The 18330-nt window shown below is 69.4% G+C and carries 15 protein-coding genes, 1 pseudogene and 1 riboswitch; of the genes and pseudogenes, 5 read left to right on the top strand and 11 right to left on the bottom strand.

Features of this window, described 5'->3' with window-relative positions; all coding sequences use genetic code 11:
* Positions 1-263: pseudogene (locus tag FOZ76_RS14460) on the bottom strand (hypothetical protein); the annotation flags it as partial.
* Between the two features lie 396 nt (positions 264-659).
* On the opposite strand from FOZ76_RS14460, the gene FOZ76_RS14455 reads away from it, so the two are divergent.
* Positions 660-3173 (top strand): DUF4214 domain-containing protein, encoded by a 2514-nt coding sequence (locus FOZ76_RS14455; protein WP_143948972.1) that lies wholly within the window; start codon positions 660-662, stop codon positions 3171-3173.
* Between the two features lie 77 nt (positions 3174-3250).
* Here the strand turns inward: FOZ76_RS14455 and mnhG are convergent, their stop codons facing one another.
* From mnhG to FOZ76_RS14415, 8 genes are all read right to left on the bottom strand, one after another.
* Positions 3251-3613 carry a monovalent cation/H(+) antiporter subunit G gene (mnhG, locus tag FOZ76_RS14450; RefSeq protein ID WP_143948971.1) on the bottom strand — a complete coding sequence of 121 codons (363 nt, stop codon included), beginning with the start codon at positions 3611-3613 and terminating at the stop codon, positions 3251-3253.
* On the bottom strand, positions 3613-3915 hold the full coding sequence (locus FOZ76_RS14445) for an MrpF/PhaF family protein (RefSeq protein WP_143948970.1): 303 nt from the start codon (positions 3913-3915) through the stop codon (positions 3613-3615). The genes mnhG and FOZ76_RS14445 overlap by 1 nt, the downstream gene beginning before the upstream one ends.
* Positions 3912-4241 (bottom strand): Na+/H+ antiporter subunit E, encoded by a 330-nt coding sequence (locus FOZ76_RS14440; RefSeq protein WP_143948969.1) that lies wholly within the window; start codon positions 4239-4241, stop codon positions 3912-3914. The genes FOZ76_RS14445 and FOZ76_RS14440 overlap by 4 nt, the downstream gene beginning before the upstream one ends.
* Positions 4238-5758, bottom strand: a complete 1521-nt coding sequence (locus FOZ76_RS14435; protein WP_143948968.1) for a Na+/H+ antiporter subunit D — start codon at positions 5756-5758, stop codon at positions 4238-4240. Before FOZ76_RS14435 ends, FOZ76_RS14440 begins: the two co-directional genes overlap by 4 nt.
* Positions 5755-6138 (bottom strand): NADH-quinone oxidoreductase subunit K, encoded by a 384-nt coding sequence (locus tag FOZ76_RS14430; RefSeq protein ID WP_143948967.1) that lies wholly within the window; start codon positions 6136-6138, stop codon positions 5755-5757. The genes FOZ76_RS14435 and FOZ76_RS14430 overlap by 4 nt, the downstream gene beginning before the upstream one ends.
* Positions 6138-6584: an MnhB domain-containing protein gene (locus tag FOZ76_RS14425; protein ID WP_143948966.1), complete on the bottom strand. Its 447-nt coding sequence runs from the start codon at positions 6582-6584 to the stop codon at positions 6138-6140. The genes FOZ76_RS14430 and FOZ76_RS14425 overlap by 1 nt, the downstream gene beginning before the upstream one ends.
* Positions 6581-8938, bottom strand: coding sequence for a hydrogen gas-evolving membrane-bound hydrogenase subunit E (mbhE, locus tag FOZ76_RS14420; RefSeq protein ID WP_143948965.1), 2358 nt, complete (start codon positions 8936-8938; stop codon positions 6581-6583). The genes FOZ76_RS14425 and mbhE overlap by 4 nt, the downstream gene beginning before the upstream one ends.
* A 299-nt stretch (positions 8939-9237) precedes the next feature.
* Positions 9238-9540 (bottom strand): KGG domain-containing protein, encoded by a 303-nt coding sequence (locus tag FOZ76_RS14415; protein WP_143948987.1) that lies wholly within the window; start codon positions 9538-9540, stop codon positions 9238-9240.
* A 298-nt stretch (positions 9541-9838) separates the two neighbouring features.
* Here FOZ76_RS14415 and fnr point away from each other — a divergent pair, with 298 nt between their 5' ends.
* Positions 9839-10600 (top strand): fumarate/nitrate reduction transcriptional regulator Fnr, encoded by a 762-nt coding sequence (gene fnr / locus FOZ76_RS14410; protein ID WP_143948964.1) that lies wholly within the window; start codon positions 9839-9841, stop codon positions 10598-10600.
* A 19-nt stretch (positions 10601-10619) separates the two neighbouring features.
* Here fnr and FOZ76_RS14405 read toward each other — a convergent pair whose 3' ends face one another.
* Both FOZ76_RS14405 and FOZ76_RS14400 read right to left on the bottom strand, forming a co-directional pair.
* Positions 10620-13352 carry a cation-translocating P-type ATPase gene (locus tag FOZ76_RS14405; RefSeq protein WP_143948963.1) on the bottom strand — a complete coding sequence of 911 codons (2733 nt, stop codon included), beginning with the start codon at positions 13350-13352 and terminating at the stop codon, positions 10620-10622.
* A gap of 114 nt (positions 13353-13466) precedes the next feature.
* Positions 13467-15956 (bottom strand): penicillin acylase family protein, encoded by a 2490-nt coding sequence (locus FOZ76_RS14400; protein ID WP_143948962.1) that lies wholly within the window; start codon positions 15954-15956, stop codon positions 13467-13469.
* Between the two features lie 149 nt (positions 15957-16105).
* Between FOZ76_RS14400 and FOZ76_RS14395 the strand changes: the two genes are divergently transcribed.
* From FOZ76_RS14395 to FOZ76_RS14385, 3 genes are all read left to right on the top strand, one after another.
* Positions 16106-16741, top strand: coding sequence for a flavin reductase family protein (locus tag FOZ76_RS14395; RefSeq protein ID WP_143948961.1), 636 nt, complete (start codon positions 16106-16108; stop codon positions 16739-16741).
* Positions 16742-16814: 73 nt separating this feature from the next.
* A riboswitch (FMN riboswitch) is annotated at positions 16815-16969 on the top strand.
* 102 nt (positions 16970-17071) lie between these two features.
* Entirely contained in the window at positions 17072-17767 is a 696-nt protein-coding gene (ribB, locus tag FOZ76_RS14390) for a 3,4-dihydroxy-2-butanone-4-phosphate synthase (RefSeq protein ID WP_143948960.1), read from the top strand.
* Positions 17768-17780: 13 nt separating this feature from the next.
* The gene (locus FOZ76_RS14385) at positions 17781-18281 is read left to right on the top strand and encodes a hypothetical protein (protein WP_143948959.1); all 501 of its coding nucleotides are present in this window, start codon (positions 17781-17783) and stop codon (positions 18279-18281) included.
* Positions 18282-18330 lie beyond the last annotated feature (49 nt).

Here is an 18330-nt window from a genome sequence, read left to right as displayed (position 1 = left end):
CAGGTGCGCGCTGGCGCCCTCGCGCAGGCGCACCTGGACCAGCGTGTCCACGTGGCGCCGGCCAGGCGCTGCAGCTCCTTGTCGAGGAACACCACCGGCACCGACCAGTCGACCAAGGCATGCACTGCCGGCCAGAACAGGGCCAGGCAGGGCTGGAGATAGGCTTCGAGTGCATCTTTCCAGCGCCCGTCGTGGTCGGCCTCGGGGGCCGCGTCCGGGTAGGGTTCGGGCAGCGGATCGCCTGGCGGCAAGGCAGCGGGCATGTCGTCTCCTGGGAAGACGACAGCCTACGGCCGCCAGCGCTCCCGTGCCGCACAAGTGCGGCGGATGGCACGCAGTGGTTTTTTTTGTCGCCGGGCCGCCCCAAGGCAAAAAGCGCCCCCTGGGGGGCAGCCAGCCGAAGGCGCAGCGTGGGGGCCTTTTTCGCGGGCTTGACGGCCGGCCTGTTCGGCTCACCCCGAGAGAACCGCACGCTTGCCGCCACGCGGCACTGCACTTCATTGCATTGCAACATTTTTCCAAAAGCGAAATTTATTGGCGTTTTGTGATCGCAGTCACAGCCACCTAACGAAAGCCTGCCTAGTATTAATCCGCCTGGATGGATTAGTAGGTAGGGGAGACCGGGCTTTCATAAACCGCATGACTTTGGAGCATGCACAATGGCTACGATCGGAATCGAAGAGGCGCGGGAGGAAGTCGCGGGCCTCTTCCTGGCATACATGGGACGCGCGCCTGAGTATCAGGCGATGAGCTATTACGTCGGCCGCCTGCAGACACTGGCCGCCGAGCAGGGCGACGGCGACGATGCGCTGGACCATGCCTATCTGGCACTATCCGCCGAGATCTACGTATCCGCGCAGGCCAATGGCGAGATCCCGAGCGAGGTGAACTCGACCAACAACGAATACGTCACCTGGATCTACGAGAACGTCCTCGGCCGCGCGCCCGACGAGGAGGGCCTGGAGTACTGGGTCACGCAACTGGACAACGGCACGTTCGGCCGCGAGGACCTGCTGGCGGTCATCATCCGCTCCGTGCAAGACCAGGACCCGGGCAGCCGGGACGCGATGTTCTTCAGCAATCGCCTGGAAGTGGCGCTGGAGTTCGCCAAGTTCGAGAACTCCAACCCCCACATCCTGCCGACGCTGGGCACCAATGCCGCGCAGATCCTTGCCGGGGTCAACGAGGATCCGGCCTCCGTCGATGCCGCGCTCGAGCTGCTCTACAGCGCCACGGGCGGCGGCCAGAGCTTCAACCTGACCATCGGCGTGGACAACCTGGTCGGTACCAGCGGCGACGACACCTTCACGGCCCTGCCGGTGAATGCCTCGAACAGCCAGCCCGCGACGACGCTGGGCCGGTTCGATTCCATCGACGGCGGCGCTGGCCGCGACACGTTGAACATCGTCACTGACGAAGACGGCAACAACGCCGTTCAGCAAGGCAGCGTCAAGAACATCGAAGTCGTCAATATCTACAACAACGGTTCGATCTTCGCGAACACCGATGGTGTGGTCGACGCCTCGAAGTTCGTCGGCGTCGAGGAAATCTGGCAGCACAACGATGCCACCATCGTCGCCAATGTCGGCGACGACGTGACCGTGGGCTTCAGGGACATCGAGAAGGTCCTGGGCGGCGAGGAATTCGGCATCGCCGTCGCCGGCGTGCTGACCGCCGAGAACACGACCGCCACCACGATCGCCTTCGACAACTTCGGCACGACGCTGGACACCGGCGAGGACGGTCCCGACATCGGGCTGCGCGTGGGCGTCGCGATCGCAGCCGGCGAATCCCTGAATGAAGTCAACCTGACCGGCTCGCTGGGCGGCGCCGAAGGCGAGGCGGCCTGGCTGGTGTTCGGCGCGGTCACCGGCAGCGAGACCGAGACCTTCACGCTGAACACCGAGATCGACACCGTTCTGCTGGCGGCGCTGGGCGAGAACGTCACCACCATCGACGCCTCGGGCTCCACGGGCGATCTCATCTACATCCATGGCCTGCTCGATGCGCTGGACGCGCTCGGCGAGGACGGCTCGGTCACCGACCAACTGGCCGGCGCGCTGGGTGCCATGCTGGGCGACTACATGGATACCCCGTCCGACCTGGGCGACTACCGTCCCGCCTTCATCGGCGGCGCGGGCGACGACATCATCATCGCTGCCGACGTGCGGCTCACCGATTCGATCGACGGCGGCGAAGGCGACAACAGCCTCGTGCTGCTGACGCAGGAGGAGGAGTTCCAGACCGAGAACTACGACGCTCTCGACGGCCTGCAGAACATCCAGAACCTGGCCCTGCTCGTCACGGCCGAAGACTTCACGCTCGATGCCACCCGGCTGACCGGCTTCGAAGGCCTGGCGATCAGCAGCCTGTCGGGGTCGTTCGTGGAAGTCCAGGGCCTGGCGGCCGACCAGGCGCTCGTCCTGGCCAACCCCATCGCCCTGCTCGAGGACGCCAGCGGCGTGCTGGGGCTCGAGGCTCTGCTGAACTTCCCTTCGTACATGGAACTGCAGCTCACCGATGCCGCGGCCGACGTGACGCTGGGGATCGACGGCTCGATCTACGTCAATGCATGGGCCGGCGAGGAAGATGACGAGACCGAGACCTACACCGGCGTCGGCGCTACCGGCGGCACGCTGACCGTGGTCGGCGGCGTGGCCGTGCCCGCCACCGAGGACGGCCAGGCCCCGAGCGTGTTCCAGTACTCCAACGACTCGAGCAAGTTCTCGACCATCGACGTCTCCGACTACCAGGGCTACTTCGACCTGTTCGACATGTCCGCCACGGTGGCCGAGACCGTCACGCTGGGCGAGGGCAGCGAGGACTCGATCTTCATCGTGGTCGGCGACGGCGAGGAGACGCTGAGTTCGTCGACGTTCGGCCTCATGGACGTCATCGAGGACTTCGACGCCGCCGAGGACGACCTGTATGTCGATACGGAACTCGACTTCAGCCTGTTCACGTTCACGGGTACCCCCGGCTCGCTGAATGCGGCTTTCTCGGCGGCCGCGGCTGCGGATGCGAGCAGCACCGGCATCGTGCTGTTCCAGTTCGACGGTGATACCTACCTGTATCACAACTCGACCGGCGGCGGCTACGACACCGACGACTTCGCCATCAAGCTGGTGGGCCTGTTCAGCCTGGACGACCTGGACCTCGCGGCTCCGGTCTGATCCCGGAGCCGGATGCACGGGCTGCGCGAGCGGCCCGTGTCAGCCGCGGGCTTTGGCGCCCTTTCACGGACACGCGTTCAACGGGTGTCCGTTTTTTCTTGCGCCTCGAATGTTCCGCGCGGCAGTTCGTCGTGCAGGGCGTCGGTGCGCGTGCCCTTCCACAGCGGCACGCCGCCGACGTAGCCCGCGCGGCCCAGCAGATGGCCCGACAGCGGCGTGGTCACCAGCAGGAACACGATCGCGACCCCGACCTTGATCCAGGTGCCGAGCGTATTGTCGGCACATCCCACCCCGATCAGGAACAGCCCGCAGCCGGCCACGCCGGCCTTGGTCGCGGCGTGCGTGCGCATGAAGAAATCCTGCAGACGCAGCACGCCCACGGCGGCGATCAGGCAAAGCAGCGAGCCTGCCAGCAGGAACACGGCAGAGAGCCACAGCATCAGGAAGCCTCCTCGTCGTCGTCGTCGCGGCGTGCCCCGCGCTCGATGAAACCGGCGAACGCCGCCGTCGCCAGGAAACCCACCAGCGCCACGCCCAGCACGATGTCCACGAAAGCGATGGCACCGGACGAGAGAGCGGCGAGCCCGCAGGCGGCCACGCCCAGCACGCACAGCATGTCCAGCGCGACCACGCGGTCGGCGGCGTGGGGGCCGCGCACTATGCGGATGCCGGCGCATACGCCCGCCACCACGAGCATGGCGGCGCACAGGCCGAGAACGTAGGGAAACCAGGCTTCGATCATGGCAGCACCTTGCGCACGTGGGCCTCGAAACCGGCCTTGACCTGCTCGACCGTGTCGTCCGAGAGGTTCATGACGTGGACGTAGAGCGTCTTGCCGTCCTCGGACACGTGCAGGCTGGTGGTGCCGGGGGTGAGGGTGACCATGTTGGCGAGCAGAGCGATGCCCGCTTCGCTCTTGACGTCCAGCGGGATGGCCACGATGCCGCTGCGGCTCGCGCGCCTGGGCTCGAACACGGCCAGCACGACTTCCTTGACGGACAGCACCAGGTCGATGAAGAAGCGGCCGAGCAGGCGGGCCCAGTCGCCCAGGCGGGAGAGGCGGCTCATGGTGTCTCTCCGGGCAGGACGTAGGCGCTGGTGACGGCCTCGACGTAGGTCGCGGGGTGCAGCAACTGGTCCGCCGCCAGCTCGGCGTAGGTCACGAACGGCTCGGGATACAGGCCGATGGTGAGGGTGATCAAGGCGAGGGCTGCGATGGGCAGCAGCATGGCGCCGGCGACGCGGCGCTCGGCAGTCTGCGCCAGCGCCGCGTCGGGCGCCGGTTTCCAGAACGCCTCGTTCCAGATCTTGACCATCGAGAACAGGGTGAGCACGCCCACGGCCAGTGCGACCACGGCCATCGCAACCTGGCCCGTGTCCAGGCTGGGCTTGATCACCAGGAACTTGGCCCAGAAGCCCGAGAGCGGCGGCAGGCCGGCGAGCGACAGGGCGGGGACGGCGAACAGCAGCGCGAGCAGCGGCGCCTTGCGCTGCAGCCCGCCGATGCGCTTGAGGTCGTAGCTGCCGCCGACGCGGGCGATCGCGCCGCCGATCAGGAACAGGTTGGCCTTCACGATGATGTGGTGGATCACGTAGAGCACGGCGCCGGCCAGGGCCAGCGGCGTGGCGATCATGACCCCCACCAGCATGTAGCCGATCTGGCTGATGATGTGAAAGGACAGGATGCGCCGGATGTCGAAGTGCGCGGCCGCGCCCAGCACGCCGGTGACCATGGTGAGCGCGGCGATTACGCCGATCACCGGCACGAGAAAGGTGCCCTCCACCGGGAACAGCAGCGTGAAGCAGCGCAGGATGGCGTACACGCCGACCTTGGTGAGCAGGGCGGCGAAGATCGCCAGCACCGGCGTGTTGGCCGTGTGGTACGAGGCCGGCAGCCAGAAGAAGAGCGGGAACAGGGCGGCCTTGGAGCCGAAGGCGATCAGGAACATCACCGCCAGCGTCATGACCAGCCCGGGGTTGCCGTGCTCGGGCAGCACACGGGCGAGGTCGGCCATGTTGAGCGTGCCGGTCGCGCCGTACAGGAAGCCGATCGCGATCAGGAACACCGTGGTCATGATGAGGTTGAGCGCGACGTACTTCACGCCGGCATCCAGTTGCTCGCGGGTGGCGTCCACGGCGAGCAGCCCGAAGGACGAGATCAACATGATCTCGAACCAGACGTACATGTTGAAGATGTCGCCGGTCAGGAAGGCGCCGATCACGCCCAGCAGCAGGCCCTGCAGCAGGGGATGGTAGAAGGCGTGGCGCGGGCCGCTCTCGCCGGGCGCGAAGCCGTACACGGACACCGCGACGGCCATGATCGCCGTGATCAGCACCATGGCCGCGGCGAGCATGTCGGCCACGAAGGTGATGCCGAAGGGTGGCGCCCAGTGGCCGAACTGGGTGGCGAGGATCTCGCCGCCGCGCGTGGCGCCGACCAGGGCGACGGCGGCGGCGAGCAGGGCCAGGCTGCCGGCCAGGTTGATCCAGCGCTGCAGCGCCGTGCTGCGCCAGCACAGGGCGCACACGGCCAGGGTGAACAGGGGAATGCCGATCGGCAGCGTCAACAGCCAGGATGAGGTCATGCCTGCTCCGTCGGGGCCGGCTCGGCAGCGTCCTTGCGCGGCTCCGCGACGCGCATGTCGTCGACGTCGATCGTGTCCAGCGAGCGCTGCGCGCGTTCGAACAGCACCACGGTGAAGGCGACCAGGGCGAAGGAAATCACGATGGCGGTGAGGATCAGCGCCTGCGGCAGGGGGTTGGCGCTGGCGGCGATCGTCTGCTCGCCGGCGGCGACCAGCGGCGGCGTGGCCGGCCCCAGCCGGCCCGCGATGAAGATCGACAGATTGGCCGCGTTGCCGAGCAGGAGCAGCCCGAGCACGATGCGCAGCAGATTGCGCGACATCAGCAGGTAGGCCGAGACGGCGATCAGCACGCCGAAAGCCACGATGTACAACGGCTCCATCAGGTTTCCAGGTAGAGGTCGAGCAGGGTGATGACGGCGCCGAGCACCGCCAGATAGACGCCGATGTCGAAGATCAGCGCGGTGCCGAGCGCCAAACCGCCCAGCTCCGTCCACTGGTGCGTCAGGAAGGGCGCGGCCGAGCCGACCAGCCCCGGCAGGCCCGAGGCCAGCGCGAACAGCAGGCCGCAGGCGAGGATCTTGGGCGGGGACACGCGCAGCCTGGCGTGCATGGCGGCGCGCCCTAAGGCCAGGCCGTAGACCGTGAAACCGACCGCGCCGACCAGCCCGCCGACGAAGCCGCCGCCGGGTTCGTTGTGGCCGCGCCAGAGCAGGTACAGCGACACGGCGAGCGCGATCGGCAGGATCATGCGCGCGCCGATGCGAAAGATCGGCGAGGACAGGTTGGCGCCAGCCCGGCTGGACACCTCGTCGATGTGGTGTTTCATGGGGTGCCTCCGGGCGCGGGGGCCTGGGCTGCCGCAGCTTTGGCGGCGGGTTTGCGCCGGCGCAGCGGCGCGCTTGCCACGATGGCCGCGGCCGACAGCGCGGCCAGGGCCAGCACCGTGATCTCGCCCAGGGTGTCCAGGGCACGGAAGTCCACGATGATGACGTTGACCAGGTTGCGCCCGTGCGCGAGCGGCACGCTGGCCTCGCGGAAAAAGTCGGACAATCGCCCGTCGAAGGGTGCCGCGACGATGGTGGTGAGCACGAGGGCGAACGCGGTGCCCAGCCCGGCCGCGATGATGGCGTCGCGGCGCTTCTGGGCCGGCGTGCGCTTGTCGCGCTGACGGAACGGCATGTGCCCGATGATGGCGAGCAGGATCACGATGGACAGCGCCTCGACCGCGAACTGGGTGAACGCGAGATCCGGCGCGCCGTTGAAGAGGAACACGATGGCCAGCCCGAAACCCACCATGCCGGCGGCGACGATGCCCTTGATGAAGCTGTCGGCGCGCAGCACGGCATACGCAGCCAGCATCAGCAGCGGCGGCAGGACGGCCGCCGGCTGCAGCACCTCGCCCCAGGACGGCCAGGCGAAACCGCCGGTGGAGAACAGGGTGACGAGGATCGCCAGCGCGCTGAAGCCCAGGCTGAAGCCCGTGTAGCGGCGCAGGCTGCCGGACTGGATGGCGCGCGTCTGCCAGGCGGCGAACCGCATCATGCCGTCCAGCGCGCGGTCATAGGCAAGATCGGTGCTGCAGGCGTCGACCAGCCGATTGCGCGCCATCGCCTCGCGCAGCGGGTGCCAGCGCCACAGGCCGTAGACACCCAGGGCGAGGGTGAGGGCGGACAAGGCCAGCATGGGCGTGAAGCCGTGCCACAAAGTCAAAGAGAGTTCGACCGGCGCAGCGCGCAGCGCGCTCGCCGACGGCGCGAGCAGCGCGGCGGTGTGGCCGGGGGCCAGGCCGAAGTACAGGCCCAGGGCGGCGAGCACCAGCGGCCCGGCGAGCATGGCGGGCGCCGGGTCGTGCGGCTGCCCGTGCGGAGCGTCGCGCCAGTCGCGGGGCGCACCGAAAAAGCAGCGCACCGCCACCACGCCTGCAACCACCACCATGCACGCATTGGCGAGCAGCGCCACGGCCAGCATCAGCCAGGCATAGGAGGAACCGCCCAGCCCGGCCTCGTACATCAGTTCCTTGCCGAGGAAGCCGACGAAAGGGGGCAGCCCGCTCATGGACAGGGCCGCGGCCAGCGCCGCGACGCAGGTCACCGGCATCAGCCGGCCCAGCCCGGAGATCTGCGTGGCGTCGCGCGTGCCCGTTGCGTGGTCGATGATGCCGGCCACCATGAAAAGGCAGGCCTTGTAGAGCGCGTGTACCAGCAGGAAGACCACCGTGGCGACGGCGGCCAGCGGGTGCTGCATGCCGATCAGCAGCACCAGGGTGCCGAGCGATACGACGGTGGAATAGGCGAGCACGCGCTTCAGGTCGGTCTGGCGCAGGGCGAGCAAGGTGCCGACCAGCATGGTGGCCATCCCGGCCACGCTCAGCAGGACGACCCACAGGGTGTTCTCGCCGAAGACCGGGTCCAGCCGGCCGAGCAGGTACACGCCGAGCTTGACCATCGTCGCCGAGTGCAGGAACGCGGACACGGGCGTCGGCGCCACCATGGCGTTGGGCAGCCAGGCATGCAGCGGCGCCTGGGCCGATTTGGCGAAGGCGCCGATGGCGATCAGCACGATGATGGCGGGCGCCTCGGGCAGGGCCGCGATGGCCTCGCGCCGCGCCAGCAGTTCCGAGACGCTGTAGGTGCCGGCTGCGCTGCCGAGCAGGATCGCGCCGGCGAGCATGGCCAGGCCGCCGGCGACGGTGACGAGCAGGCCCTGCTGCGCCGAGCGGCGCGCCGGCGCACCCGTCGGGTCGTAGCCGATCAGCAGGAACGAGGTGAGGCTGGTCAGTTCCCAGAACACCAGCAGCGCGATCAGGTCGTCGGCCAGCACGGCGCCCAGCATGGCGCCCATGAAGAGCGTCAGGACGGCGTAGAAGCGCGGCAGGTCGCGCTCGCCCGCGAGGTAGCGCGAGGCGTAGAGGAAGATCCCGGTGCCAATGCCGGTGATGAGCAGGGCGAACAGCAGGGACCAGCCGTCCACCCGGAAGCCCAGGGCGATGCCGAGCGTGGGTATCCAGGGATGCGTTTCGAGCAGCGCACCCTGCGCCGCAACCTGCGGCAGCAGGAGCGCGAAGCCCGCAAAGAGGGCCGCGGGCGCGAGTGCGGCGAACGCCGGCAGCCGCGCGCGGGCACAGGCGTAGGTCGCGGGCGCCGCGCAAAACGCCAGCGCAACGAGAAGGGCAGCGGACATGTTCCGGACTCGTGTTCAGGGGGCCGGGCGGTGAGAGCCCGCCGGCAGCGACTTGTGACAAAGCTTTGTATTGTGAGCCGATACCCGGAGCGCGGGCAAGTCGCGGGAGTGGCCAGCACGCCGCATGGCCCGCTGCCGGCGCGTGTGCTTGCTGGCGACGCCAAAGGTGTGGGAAGCCGTCGTCCTCGCTGTTGGCACGGAGGTGCTGCTCCTCCGCGGGGCAACGCCCGCCTCGGGAGACTGCCCGGCAGCAAAAAAACAGCCCCGCGAAAGCGGGGCTGAGCGGGGCGCGGGGCAGTTCAGCGATGCTGATGAGACGAGCGCGAGGTCATGGACTGCGACCCGGGCGCGGTATCGGTCATGGCCGACTTGCTCGTGCTTCCCCGCATGCCGCCTGGCTGGCTGCTCGCCGCAGCCTGTTGCTGGGCCTGGCGCGCATGGCTGCGCGCGCCGGCGGCGCGGGCTTCTTCCGGGGTGAACTGGTGCGCGTTGCCGCTGGCGTGCGCCGCACGCCCCCCCATGCTTGCGATTTCTCGCTGGCGCTGCGGGTCCATCGACGCGAAACCGCGCTTGGAACCGGTCTTGGTTTCAGCCATCTCCATCTCCTGGTCAAGTGATACCGCGAGGATGCCGATGCTCTGGCGAACCGGACCGCGCAACTGTTGTGCCCATGCCCTTGGCCCCTGAGCGCTGGCGCTGCGCGTGCAGTTTCGTCCATCGCAGGTCAGCGAATGACTCATCCATATGCGCAGGCCGCAGGGGCGCCCGGAGGGCAGTGGGATAATGTCGCGGCCTGCGCGCGTCGATGTCGGCGCCCGGGGCGCTGTATTGACCTGGATCAAACAGCGTGTAGCATGGGTTTCAGAGCGCCTGCACGGCGCTACACTTTGGAGTTGCTTCATGCCCAATCCCGCAACAATCCGTGTCGCGTCGGAGCCGTTCGGCCTGGCGCAGGCGCGAGTGGCATGCTCGCAGTGCAATCTGCGCGAGCTGTGCATGCCGGTGGGCTTGAGCGAGGCGGAATCCAGCCAGCTCGACCGTCTCGTGGCGACGCGGCGCACGCTGCGCAAGGGCGAAGCTCTGTTCCGCCTCAACGATCCCTTCACTTCGCTCTACGCCATCCGGCTGGGCACCTTCAAGACGCGCGTGGGCACGTCGGACGGCCGGGATCAGGTCACGGGCTTTCAGGTGACTGGCGAACTGGTCGGGCTGGACGGTATCGGCAGCGGCCGCCACGCCTGCGACGCCGTTGCCCTGGAAGATGCCGAGGTCTGCGAGATCCCGTACGTCCGCCTGGACAAGATCGCGCGTGAACTGCCCGCCTTGCAGCGGCACTTCCACCAGTTGATGAGCCGCGAAATCGTGCGCGAGCATGGTGTCATGCTGCTGCTGGGCAGCATGCGGGCCGACGAGCGGGTGGCCGCCTTCCTGCTCAACCTGCTGCAGCGCATGCACACCCGGGGCTACTCCGGGCGCGAGATCGTGCTGCGCATGACCCGCGAGGAAATCGGCAGCTACCTCGGCTTGAAGCTCGAGACGGTCAGCCGCACGCTCTCGCGCATGGCCGACGAAGGGCTGATTTCGGTGAACCAGCGGCGCGTGCGCATCGAAGCGCTCGACCGCCTGCGCGCCATGGTCCAGGCCGGCGACGCCCAGAGCTGAAGCCAGCGCGCCGTGGGCTTCAGCGTGCCCGCTTGCCGGACAGTTCCTTAAAGACGCCCAGCCGTTGCAAGAGGGCCTTCTCGATTTCCAGGATCACCATGAACGCCACGCCCACGCAGATCAGCACCAGGCCGTCGGCCAGGGCGACCGCGCGCGTATCGAACAGCAATTGCATCCACGGCAGGTAGGTGAAGGCGAACTGAGCCAGTGCCACGAACGCGATGGCCAGCAGCACCGCCGGCGTACCGCGGGCGCCGTGCGGGGTGATCGAGCGGCCATAGAGATAGCGTACGTTGAACAGATAGAAGATCTCGAGCACGCAGATCACGTTGACCACCAGGGTGCGCGCCGCGGCCTCGTCCAGCCCGCGCATGTCGCGGGCCCACGCGAACACGCCGAGGGCGGCGATCACGAACAGGATCGAGACGAACACCACCCGCCACAGCATGAACGGCGAGAGCAGGGGCGCATCGGGCGCGCGTGGCTGGCGCTGCATGACGCCGGGCTCGGCCGGCTCGAAGGCGAGCGACAGGCCCAGGCTCACGGCGAGCACCATGTTGATCCAGAGGATCTGCACCGCCGTCACCGGCAGCGTCATGCCGAGCACCAGGGCCGCCGCGATGGCCAGCGTCTGGCCGCCGTTGGTGGGCAGCGTCCAGGCGATCACCTTGCGGATGTTGTCGTAGACCGTGCGGCCTTCGCGCACGGCGGCGACGATGGTGGCGAAGTTGTCGTCGGTGAGCACCACCTGGGCGGCTTCCTTGGCCGCCTCGGTGCCCTTGTTGCCCATGGCGATGCCGACATCGGCCTGCTTCAGCGAGGGCGCGTCGTTGACGCCGTCGCCGGTCATCGCGACCACCGACCCGTCGGACTGCAGCGCCCGGACGATGCGCAGCTTGTGTTCCGGCGTGGTCCGCGCAAAGACCGTGGTGCGCTCGGCCAGCGCCGGCAGGTCCGCGTCGCTGGTGGCCTGCACGTCGGCGCCCGTGACCACTGCGGGACGCTCGGCCATGCCGAGCTGGGCGGCGATCGCACCCGCGGTGGCGGCGTGATCGCCCGTGATCATCTTCACGTCGATGCCGGCCGAACGGCACTCGGCGACGGCGTCGATGGCCTCGGCGCGGGGCGGGTCGATGAAGCCGATCAGCCCGGCGAACACCAGGTCGGCCACGAGGGTGGCATCCAGCCTTTCGGGGGCCGTCTCGAAGCGTTGCCAGGCAAAGCCGAGCACGCGCTCGCCGTCGGCGCCCGCGGTGTCGATCGCGGCCTGCCACACCTCGGGCGCCAGCGGTTCGGCGTTGTCGTTGGGGCCCGCCTGGCGGCTGCACATGGCCAGCACGCGTTCCGGCGCACCCTTGACGAACAGCACGGCGCCGCCGTGCGGCGCAGCGTGCAGGGTCGCCATGTAGCGCGTTTCGGTGTCGAACGGGATCTCGTCGAGGCGGCGATACAGCCGGGCATCCGTCTGGCCGTCCAGGGCGCCGCGCGCTGCCAGGGCAAGCAGGGCCCCTTCCATCGGGTCGCCGTCCACCCGCCATTCGCCGGGGGCGGCCTCGTGCAGGCGGGCGTCGTTGCAGAGCAGGCCCACGCGCATGAGTTCGGCCGCGAGCGTGTCCGCCATGGCCGGCTGGCCGGCCGCATCGACCAGCCGGCCGGTCGGAGCGTAGCCCGTGCCTTCGGCGAACAGCACGCCGCTGCGCGTGATCAGCCGGCGTGCCGACATTTCGTTGCGGGTGAGCGTGCCGGTCTTGTCCGAGCAGATCACCGAAGTGGCGCCGAGCGTTTCGACCGCGGGCAGGCGGCGCACGATGGCGTGACGGCTGGCCATGCGGCGCACGCCGATCGCCAGGGTGATGGTGATGACGGCGGGCAGGCCTTCGGGCACGATGCTGACGGCGAGCGCCACCACGATCATCAGCCCTTCGGCCCAGCCGTAGCCGCGGCCATAGACCGCCACCAGCAGGAGGACGAGGGCGCCGCCGAGCGCGGCCCCGGTGAACCAGCGGGCGAAGCGGTTGATCTGGCGCAGCAGCGGCGTGGTCAGACTGTCCACCGAGCCGATCAGGCCGCTGATGGCGCCGATCTCGGTCCGGGCGCCGGTGGCCACCACGACGCCGCGGCCCTGGCCGGCCGCGACCAGGGTCCCCGACCATGCCATGGCGTGGCGATCGGCGAGCGCGGCGTCGGGTGCGACCGGTTCGCTGCGCTTTTCGACCGCCATCGACTCGCCGGTGAGCACCGATTCGTCGACGAGCAGGCCGCGGACCCGGGTCAGGCGCAGATCGGCCGGTACTTTGTCGCCGGCCTCGAGCAAGACGATGTCGCCGGGAACGACGGCTTCGACCGGCACGGTCACGCGCCTGCCGTCGCGCCATACGTGTGCCTGCGGCGCGAGCATGGCGTGCAGTGCCGACAGGGCGTCCTCGGCACGGCCTTCCTGTACGAAACCGACCACGGCATTGACGCCGACCACCAGCAGGATGACCACCGCATCGACGCGGTGGCCCAGGGCGAAGGCCAGGACGGCCGAACCCAGGAGGAAATAGATCAGTGCGTTGTCGAACTGGGCCAGAAAGCGCAGCAGCGGCCCGCGCCGCGTCGGCGCGGGCAGGGCGTTGGGGCCGTATTCCGAGAGCCGGTCGCGCACGGCCGCTTCATCGAGGCCGGCCTCGCCGCTGCGCAGCGTCGCCACTGCCTCGTCGGCCGACAGCGCGTGCCATGGGTTGCTCGGCGGTACGGGGGGCGCTGCCATGAGGGCTATCTCCTGTGTCGGGGTCACGTCATCGGATTGCAACGCATCGGTCTGGGCCGCGTATTGTCCGGAATCAACGCGGGGCATGGGCGGGCGGCATGCCGCCCGGCGCGGTCACGGACGCAACTGCAGCACGTGGCCTGCCCAGCCGGGACGGTCGGCGCGCGGCGGCTCGCGCAGGCGCAGCGGCCGGTATTCGAGGGCGGCCCATTCGTCGCGCATGTCACGATAGCGCGAGGAGAACACGACGCCGCTCTGGCCGGTCTGATAAATGAACAGCGAGGCGTCGGGGTCGCCCAGGTCGTAGATCGCGCGCAGCGAAGCGGCGTGGCGGTTGGCGAAGGGTTCGCCGTCCGCCAGGTTGTACTGCCCCACGTTGACCGTGTAGGAATCGCCGCCGGTGGGCACCCGCACGTCGAACACGCGATCCAGCGGCGGCACGTTGCCGAACGGGCGGTGGCTGCTGATCGCCACGTGCGCCTCGCCCCAGCGCCACTCGTCGACGCTGCCGCCATAGCGGTTGCGCAGGCGATCCAGGGCGCGCTCGAAGGCCTCGCGGACGTGTTCCCGGCAGTCGAGCGCGCCGCACCAGCCGGGCGTGCGGCCTTCCAGGGTGCTTTCCACCGTCGCGCGAAAGCTGCGCCGCCCGTACAGCATGTCGAAACGCGCCTGGCCGAGGTGGGGTCCGACCAGCCCGCGCGCCAGCTCGTCGGCCCAGGCAGCGAAGATCAGCGGCGCCGGGCTGTTCGCGCCCATGGTGCCGTCAAAGCCCGCCAGGGCGGCCAGCGCCTCGGCCGCGAGGGGGTGGCCGGATTGCACGTCGAGCAGAAAGGGCAGCAGCCGGGCCGTGGCCGGCGACCAGATGTCGCCCTGGATCTCGCGCATGCTCGCCACGTCGTGCTTGGGCAGGCGCTCGAGCAGTTCGGCGATGCGTTCGTAGCGATAGGGAACCACCCAGTCCTGGCCCAGGAAGTGCGGGTAGTCCGCCGGCATCACGCGCTGGTTGGCGGTGGCGAACCAGCCGTCGGGCACGTCGCTCTGCGGCGTGTCCTCATAGGGCAGCCAGCCGGCCCAGTCGTAGCGCGCCTCCCAGCCGGGCGCCGGCGCCACGCCGCGGATGTCGTTGTGCGTGCCGCGCAATGGAACCTTGCCCAGGGCCTTGAAGCCGACATTGCCCTGGCTGTCCGCCATCACCACGCTCTGCATGGGCGAGTGATAGTAGCGTCCGGCCTCGCGCAGCTCGGCCACGGTCTGCGCCTGGTTCATGAGCAGGCCGGCGAGGGCGGTGTGGTTGTCCGCGTCGAGCGCGCTCCAGCGCAGTGCGAGCACGTGGCGCGACAGGTCGAGCACGCGGGCATGCTGCGGCTGCGCGTCGCTCAGCACGGGCCCGTGGCGTGTGCTGCGCACGACATGGGTGACCGGATCGGCGCCGCGCACACGGATGATCTCGGTGCGCTTGGTGAATGCGGCCCAGCCGTCGGGCGTCCGGTAGCGGTCGGGGTCGCCGGGGTCGATCCGTTCCAGGTAGAGGTCCTGGACGTCGGGCCCGGTATTGGTGAAGCCCCAGGCGGCGCCCCGGGTACGGCCCAGCACGACGAAGGGCAGCCCGGGCAGGCTCGCGCCGATCACGTCCAGGCCGGGCGCGTGCAGGCGGGCGAAGTACCACAGGGCGGGTGCGCCCAGGCCCAGGTGCGGATCGTTGGCGAGCAGCGGCTTGCCGCTGGCGGTGCGGGTGCCGGCCACCACCCAGTTGTTGCTGCCCTTGCCGTCGACATTGCCGGCCGAGTCGGCCAGCGCGCGCGCCCAGGCGAGCAGGGGCTGGGCGGCCGGCTCGCGCAGGCTGGCGGCGGGACGCTGCGGCCCGGTGTCGGCCGCGACCCCTGACGGGGTGGACTGCGGCGCCGGCGTGTTCCGGTAGACGCCGAGTTCGCGGTAGAGGCTGGCGAAATCCACGTCCGAGGCGGGCGGCTCGCCCGGGTAGGGCGGGAACAGCTCCCACAACGCGCCGGTGTCGAGCACCTCGGCGGCGGTCAGGCGTGCGAACTCGGTGCCCCAGTTGCCGCCCAGGTCGAGCGCCATCATGAGCAGCCAGCCCACGCTGTCTTCCGGCAGCCAGGGCCCGGGCTGCACGCCCAGGATCAGGAACTCGGGCGGCAGGGCCTGGCCGCCGTTGGCGTGGAAGTCGTTGATGCCCTGGGCGTAGGCCTCGAGCGCGGCGCGGGCCTCGGCGGGCAGGCCCTGGTATTGCCGGCGCGCGGCCTGGACGATGCCCAGGGTGCGCATCAGCCGGTCCAGATCCAGCGTGGCGCCGCCCAGCACTTCCGACAGCTCGCCGCGCATGACGCGGCGCTGGGTCTCGAGTTGCCAGCCGCGCTCCTGGGCATGGGTCCAGCCCAGCGCGTACCAGGCGTCGCGCGGGCTGGCGGCGAAAATGTGCGCAATGTCGGCCTCGTCGCGAGCCACGGTGACGGCCGCCTGCAGGCCCGGCGCGCGTATCGCGCCGTCAAGCACCGGCAGGCTGCGCCAGATCCGGATGCCCGCGGCAATGCCCGCCAGCAGCACCAGGACGAGCACCAGCCAACCCAATCGCTTGATCCACTTCATGCCTGCCCTCGCCATGATCGCCCGGCAAGCCTGGCAAGCCGCCATCGTAGGGCACTGCGGGCGGCGTGCCTATACTGGACAATACGGGGGGCGACGCCGCCGCCCCGCGCGACCACCAGCGCGCACGCTCACTTTTCGGGTTTTCGACCATGACCTCCTCGCCTGCGCACGATTTCCATTTCTACGAACCCGCCCACGGCCACGGCCTGCCGCACGACCCGTTCAACGCCATCGTCGGGCCGCGCCCCATCGGCTGGGTCGGTTCGCGCAGCGCGGACGGCATCGACAACCTCGCGCCTTACAGCTTTTTCAATGGGTTCAACTATCGTCCACCCATCGTCGGCTTCGCGAGCCTGGGCTGGAAGGACAGCGTGCGCAACATCGAGGCGACGCGCGAATTCACCTGGAACCTCGTGACCCGGCCCCTGGCCGAAGCCATGAACCTCTCGTGCGCGGACGTCCCGCCCGACACCGACGAGTTTGCGCTGGCCGGGCTGGAGAAGGCCGCCTCGCGCCTGATCGCGGCGCCGCGCGTGGCGGCCAGTCCGGTCAGCTTCGAGTGCCGGCTCGCCCAGCTCGTGCAGTTGCAGTCGGCGGCCGGCGCTGCCGTGGACAGTTGGCTGGTGCTGGGCGAGGTGGTTGGCGTGCACATCGCCCGCAGCGCCCTGGCGGCGGGCGTCTACGATCCCGCGGCCACGCACACGGTGCTGCGCGCGGGCGGGCCGGCAGACTACTTCGAGGTGGTGCCGGAAACGCGCTTTCGCATGCATCGCCCGAAGCGCTGAGCCAGGGCCCTAGGCGGGGCCGGGCATCTACGCTAGAATCAATTGGTGGCTGCATCTGCCGATGCAGCCACGAGTACGTCTTCAGGGCGGGGTGAAAGTCCCCACCGGCGGTGGTCCATGCATTGCATGGCAAGCCCGCGAGCGCCCGCACCGGCCACGGTGCGGGGTCAGCAGATCTGGTAGCCAAGCCAGAGCCGACGGTCATAGTCCGGATGAGAGAAGATGTGCCACGCACGCTTGGCAATGCGCTCTTGCGCGTCCGTCCGCCGTGCACGGCTGTCGCTTAGCCCTGGAACGTTTTTCGCCCATTATCATTGCGAGAGCGTTTCCATGTCCTTCACGCCCAATACCCATTCCCGTTACCCGAGCATCACGGCCGCGCCGTTCGAGGCCCGTCTGCAGCGCGCCCTGCACCAGTTGCGCCTGGGCCGCCCCATCATCCTGATGGACGACTTCGACCGCGAGAACGAGGCCGACCTGATCGTCGCCGCCGACAAGCTCACCGTGCCCGTGATGGCCCAACTGATCCGCGACTGCAGCGGGATCGTCTGCCTGTGCCTGCCCGGCGAGGCGCTCGACGCGCTCGGCCTGCCGCAGATGGCGCAACGCAACGGCAGCCGCTTCAGCACGGCGTTCACGGTGTCCATCGAGGCGCGTGAAGGCGTGTCCACCGGCGTCTCGGCCGCCGACCGCGTGACCACCATCCGGGCCGCCATCGCCGCCAATGCCGCGCCGGCCGACCTCGTCAGCCCGGGCCACGTATTTCCGCTGCGCGCGCAGCCGGGCGGCGTGCTCACGCGGCGCGGCCACACCGAAGGCTCGGTGGACCTGGCCCGCCTGGCCGGCCTGAACCCTGCCGCCGTGCTGTGCGAGCTCATGAACCCGGACGGCAGCATGATGCGCGGCGAGCAGCTCGATCGCTACGCAGCGGTCCACGGGCTGAGCGCGTTGTCCATCGCCGAACTGGCCGACCATCTGCAGGCGCAGCGCGGCGAGCCGCTCGAGGCATGGGCGCGCGCGGCGTGATACCTTCCGGCGCATGACTGCTGATTCCAACCTGCCGGGCACCCCCGCGCCCGGCTTCACCGAAGACGACATCGCCCTGCTCGAGCGCACGGCGGACGCCCTGAGCGCCTGGTGGGGCAAGCCCGTCATGGCCGAACAGGGTGCAACCGACGGCGTACCCTGGGTCGTGTTCGGCCTCCCCTTGGGTACCGACGAGACCCCGGGCGAATACACTGTCTGGCAGATGGGCGGCGGCGGTGCGCACCGCCTGGGCAACGCCGGCGGCCTCGCCCCGGCGCCCGACGACGTGCACGACTGCCGCCTGCTCTGGGCGATCCAGGTCACGCCCACGCCGGGCGAGCGCTACCTCAAGCTGGATGACCATGGCCAGGTCGTGGCCTGGTCCGATCTTCTCGAAGAGCTGCTGCCGTTCGAGGTCGACCTGGCGGACGAGGACGACGAGGACTGGGAAGACGACGAAGACGACGCCGCCGATGACGACCGGCCTGGTGCATCGTCGCGCGGCGGCGGCTGAGCTTTCACCACCCCGGAAGATGCGCGGCACGGGCGCCCGAAGCGCCGCG

Origin of the sequence: Verticiella sediminum (assembly GCF_007558815.1) — a bacterium.
In the GTDB taxonomy this organism is placed as follows: Bacteria; Pseudomonadota; Gammaproteobacteria; order Burkholderiales; family Burkholderiaceae_B; genus Verticiella; species Verticiella sediminum.
Note: the sequence above shows the minus strand (reverse complement) of the source record. Positions and strands in the feature narration are given on the sequence as shown.

Bases quoted from the DNA above. Each gene is read 5' to 3' on its own strand.
- FOZ76_RS14395 (WP_143948961.1), top strand. From the start codon at position 16,106: ATGACCTCCTCGCCTGCGCACGATTTCCATTTCTACGAACCCGCCCAC.
- mnhG (WP_143948971.1), bottom strand. From the start codon at position 3,613: ATGCTGTGGCTCTCTGCCGTGTTCCTGCTGGCAGGCTCGCTGCTTTGC.
- FOZ76_RS14440 (WP_143948969.1), bottom strand. From the start codon at position 4,241: ATGAGCCGCCTCTCCCGCCTGGGCGACTGGGCCCGCCTGCTCGGCCGC.
- FOZ76_RS14425 (WP_143948966.1), bottom strand. From the start codon at position 6,584: ATGAAACACCACATCGACGAGGTGTCCAGCCGGGCTGGCGCCAACCTG.
- mbhE (WP_143948965.1), bottom strand. From the start codon at position 8,938: ATGTCCGCTGCCCTTCTCGTTGCGCTGGCGTTTTGCGCGGCGCCCGCG.
- FOZ76_RS14400 (WP_143948962.1), bottom strand. From the start codon at position 15,956: ATGAAGTGGATCAAGCGATTGGGTTGGCTGGTGCTCGTCCTGGTGCTG.
- FOZ76_RS14435 (WP_143948968.1), bottom strand. From the start codon at position 5,758: ATGACCTCATCCTGGCTGTTGACGCTGCCGATCGGCATTCCCCTGTTC.
- FOZ76_RS14385 (WP_143948959.1), top strand. From the start codon at position 17,781: ATGACTGCTGATTCCAACCTGCCGGGCACCCCCGCGCCCGGCTTCACC.
- FOZ76_RS14415 (WP_143948987.1), bottom strand. From the start codon at position 9,540: ATGGAGATGGCTGAAACCAAGACCGGTTCCAAGCGCGGTTTCGCGTCG.
- FOZ76_RS14430 (WP_143948967.1), bottom strand. From the start codon at position 6,138: ATGGAGCCGTTGTACATCGTGGCTTTCGGCGTGCTGATCGCCGTCTCG.
- FOZ76_RS14455 (WP_143948972.1), top strand. From the start codon at position 660: ATGGCTACGATCGGAATCGAAGAGGCGCGGGAGGAAGTCGCGGGCCTC.
- FOZ76_RS14445 (WP_143948970.1), bottom strand. From the start codon at position 3,915: ATGATCGAAGCCTGGTTTCCCTACGTTCTCGGCCTGTGCGCCGCCATG.
- ribB (WP_143948960.1), top strand. From the start codon at position 17,072: ATGTCCTTCACGCCCAATACCCATTCCCGTTACCCGAGCATCACGGCC.
- fnr (WP_143948964.1), top strand. From the start codon at position 9,839: ATGCCCAATCCCGCAACAATCCGTGTCGCGTCGGAGCCGTTCGGCCTG.
- FOZ76_RS14405 (WP_143948963.1), bottom strand. From the start codon at position 13,352: ATGGCAGCGCCCCCCGTACCGCCGAGCAACCCATGGCACGCGCTGTCG.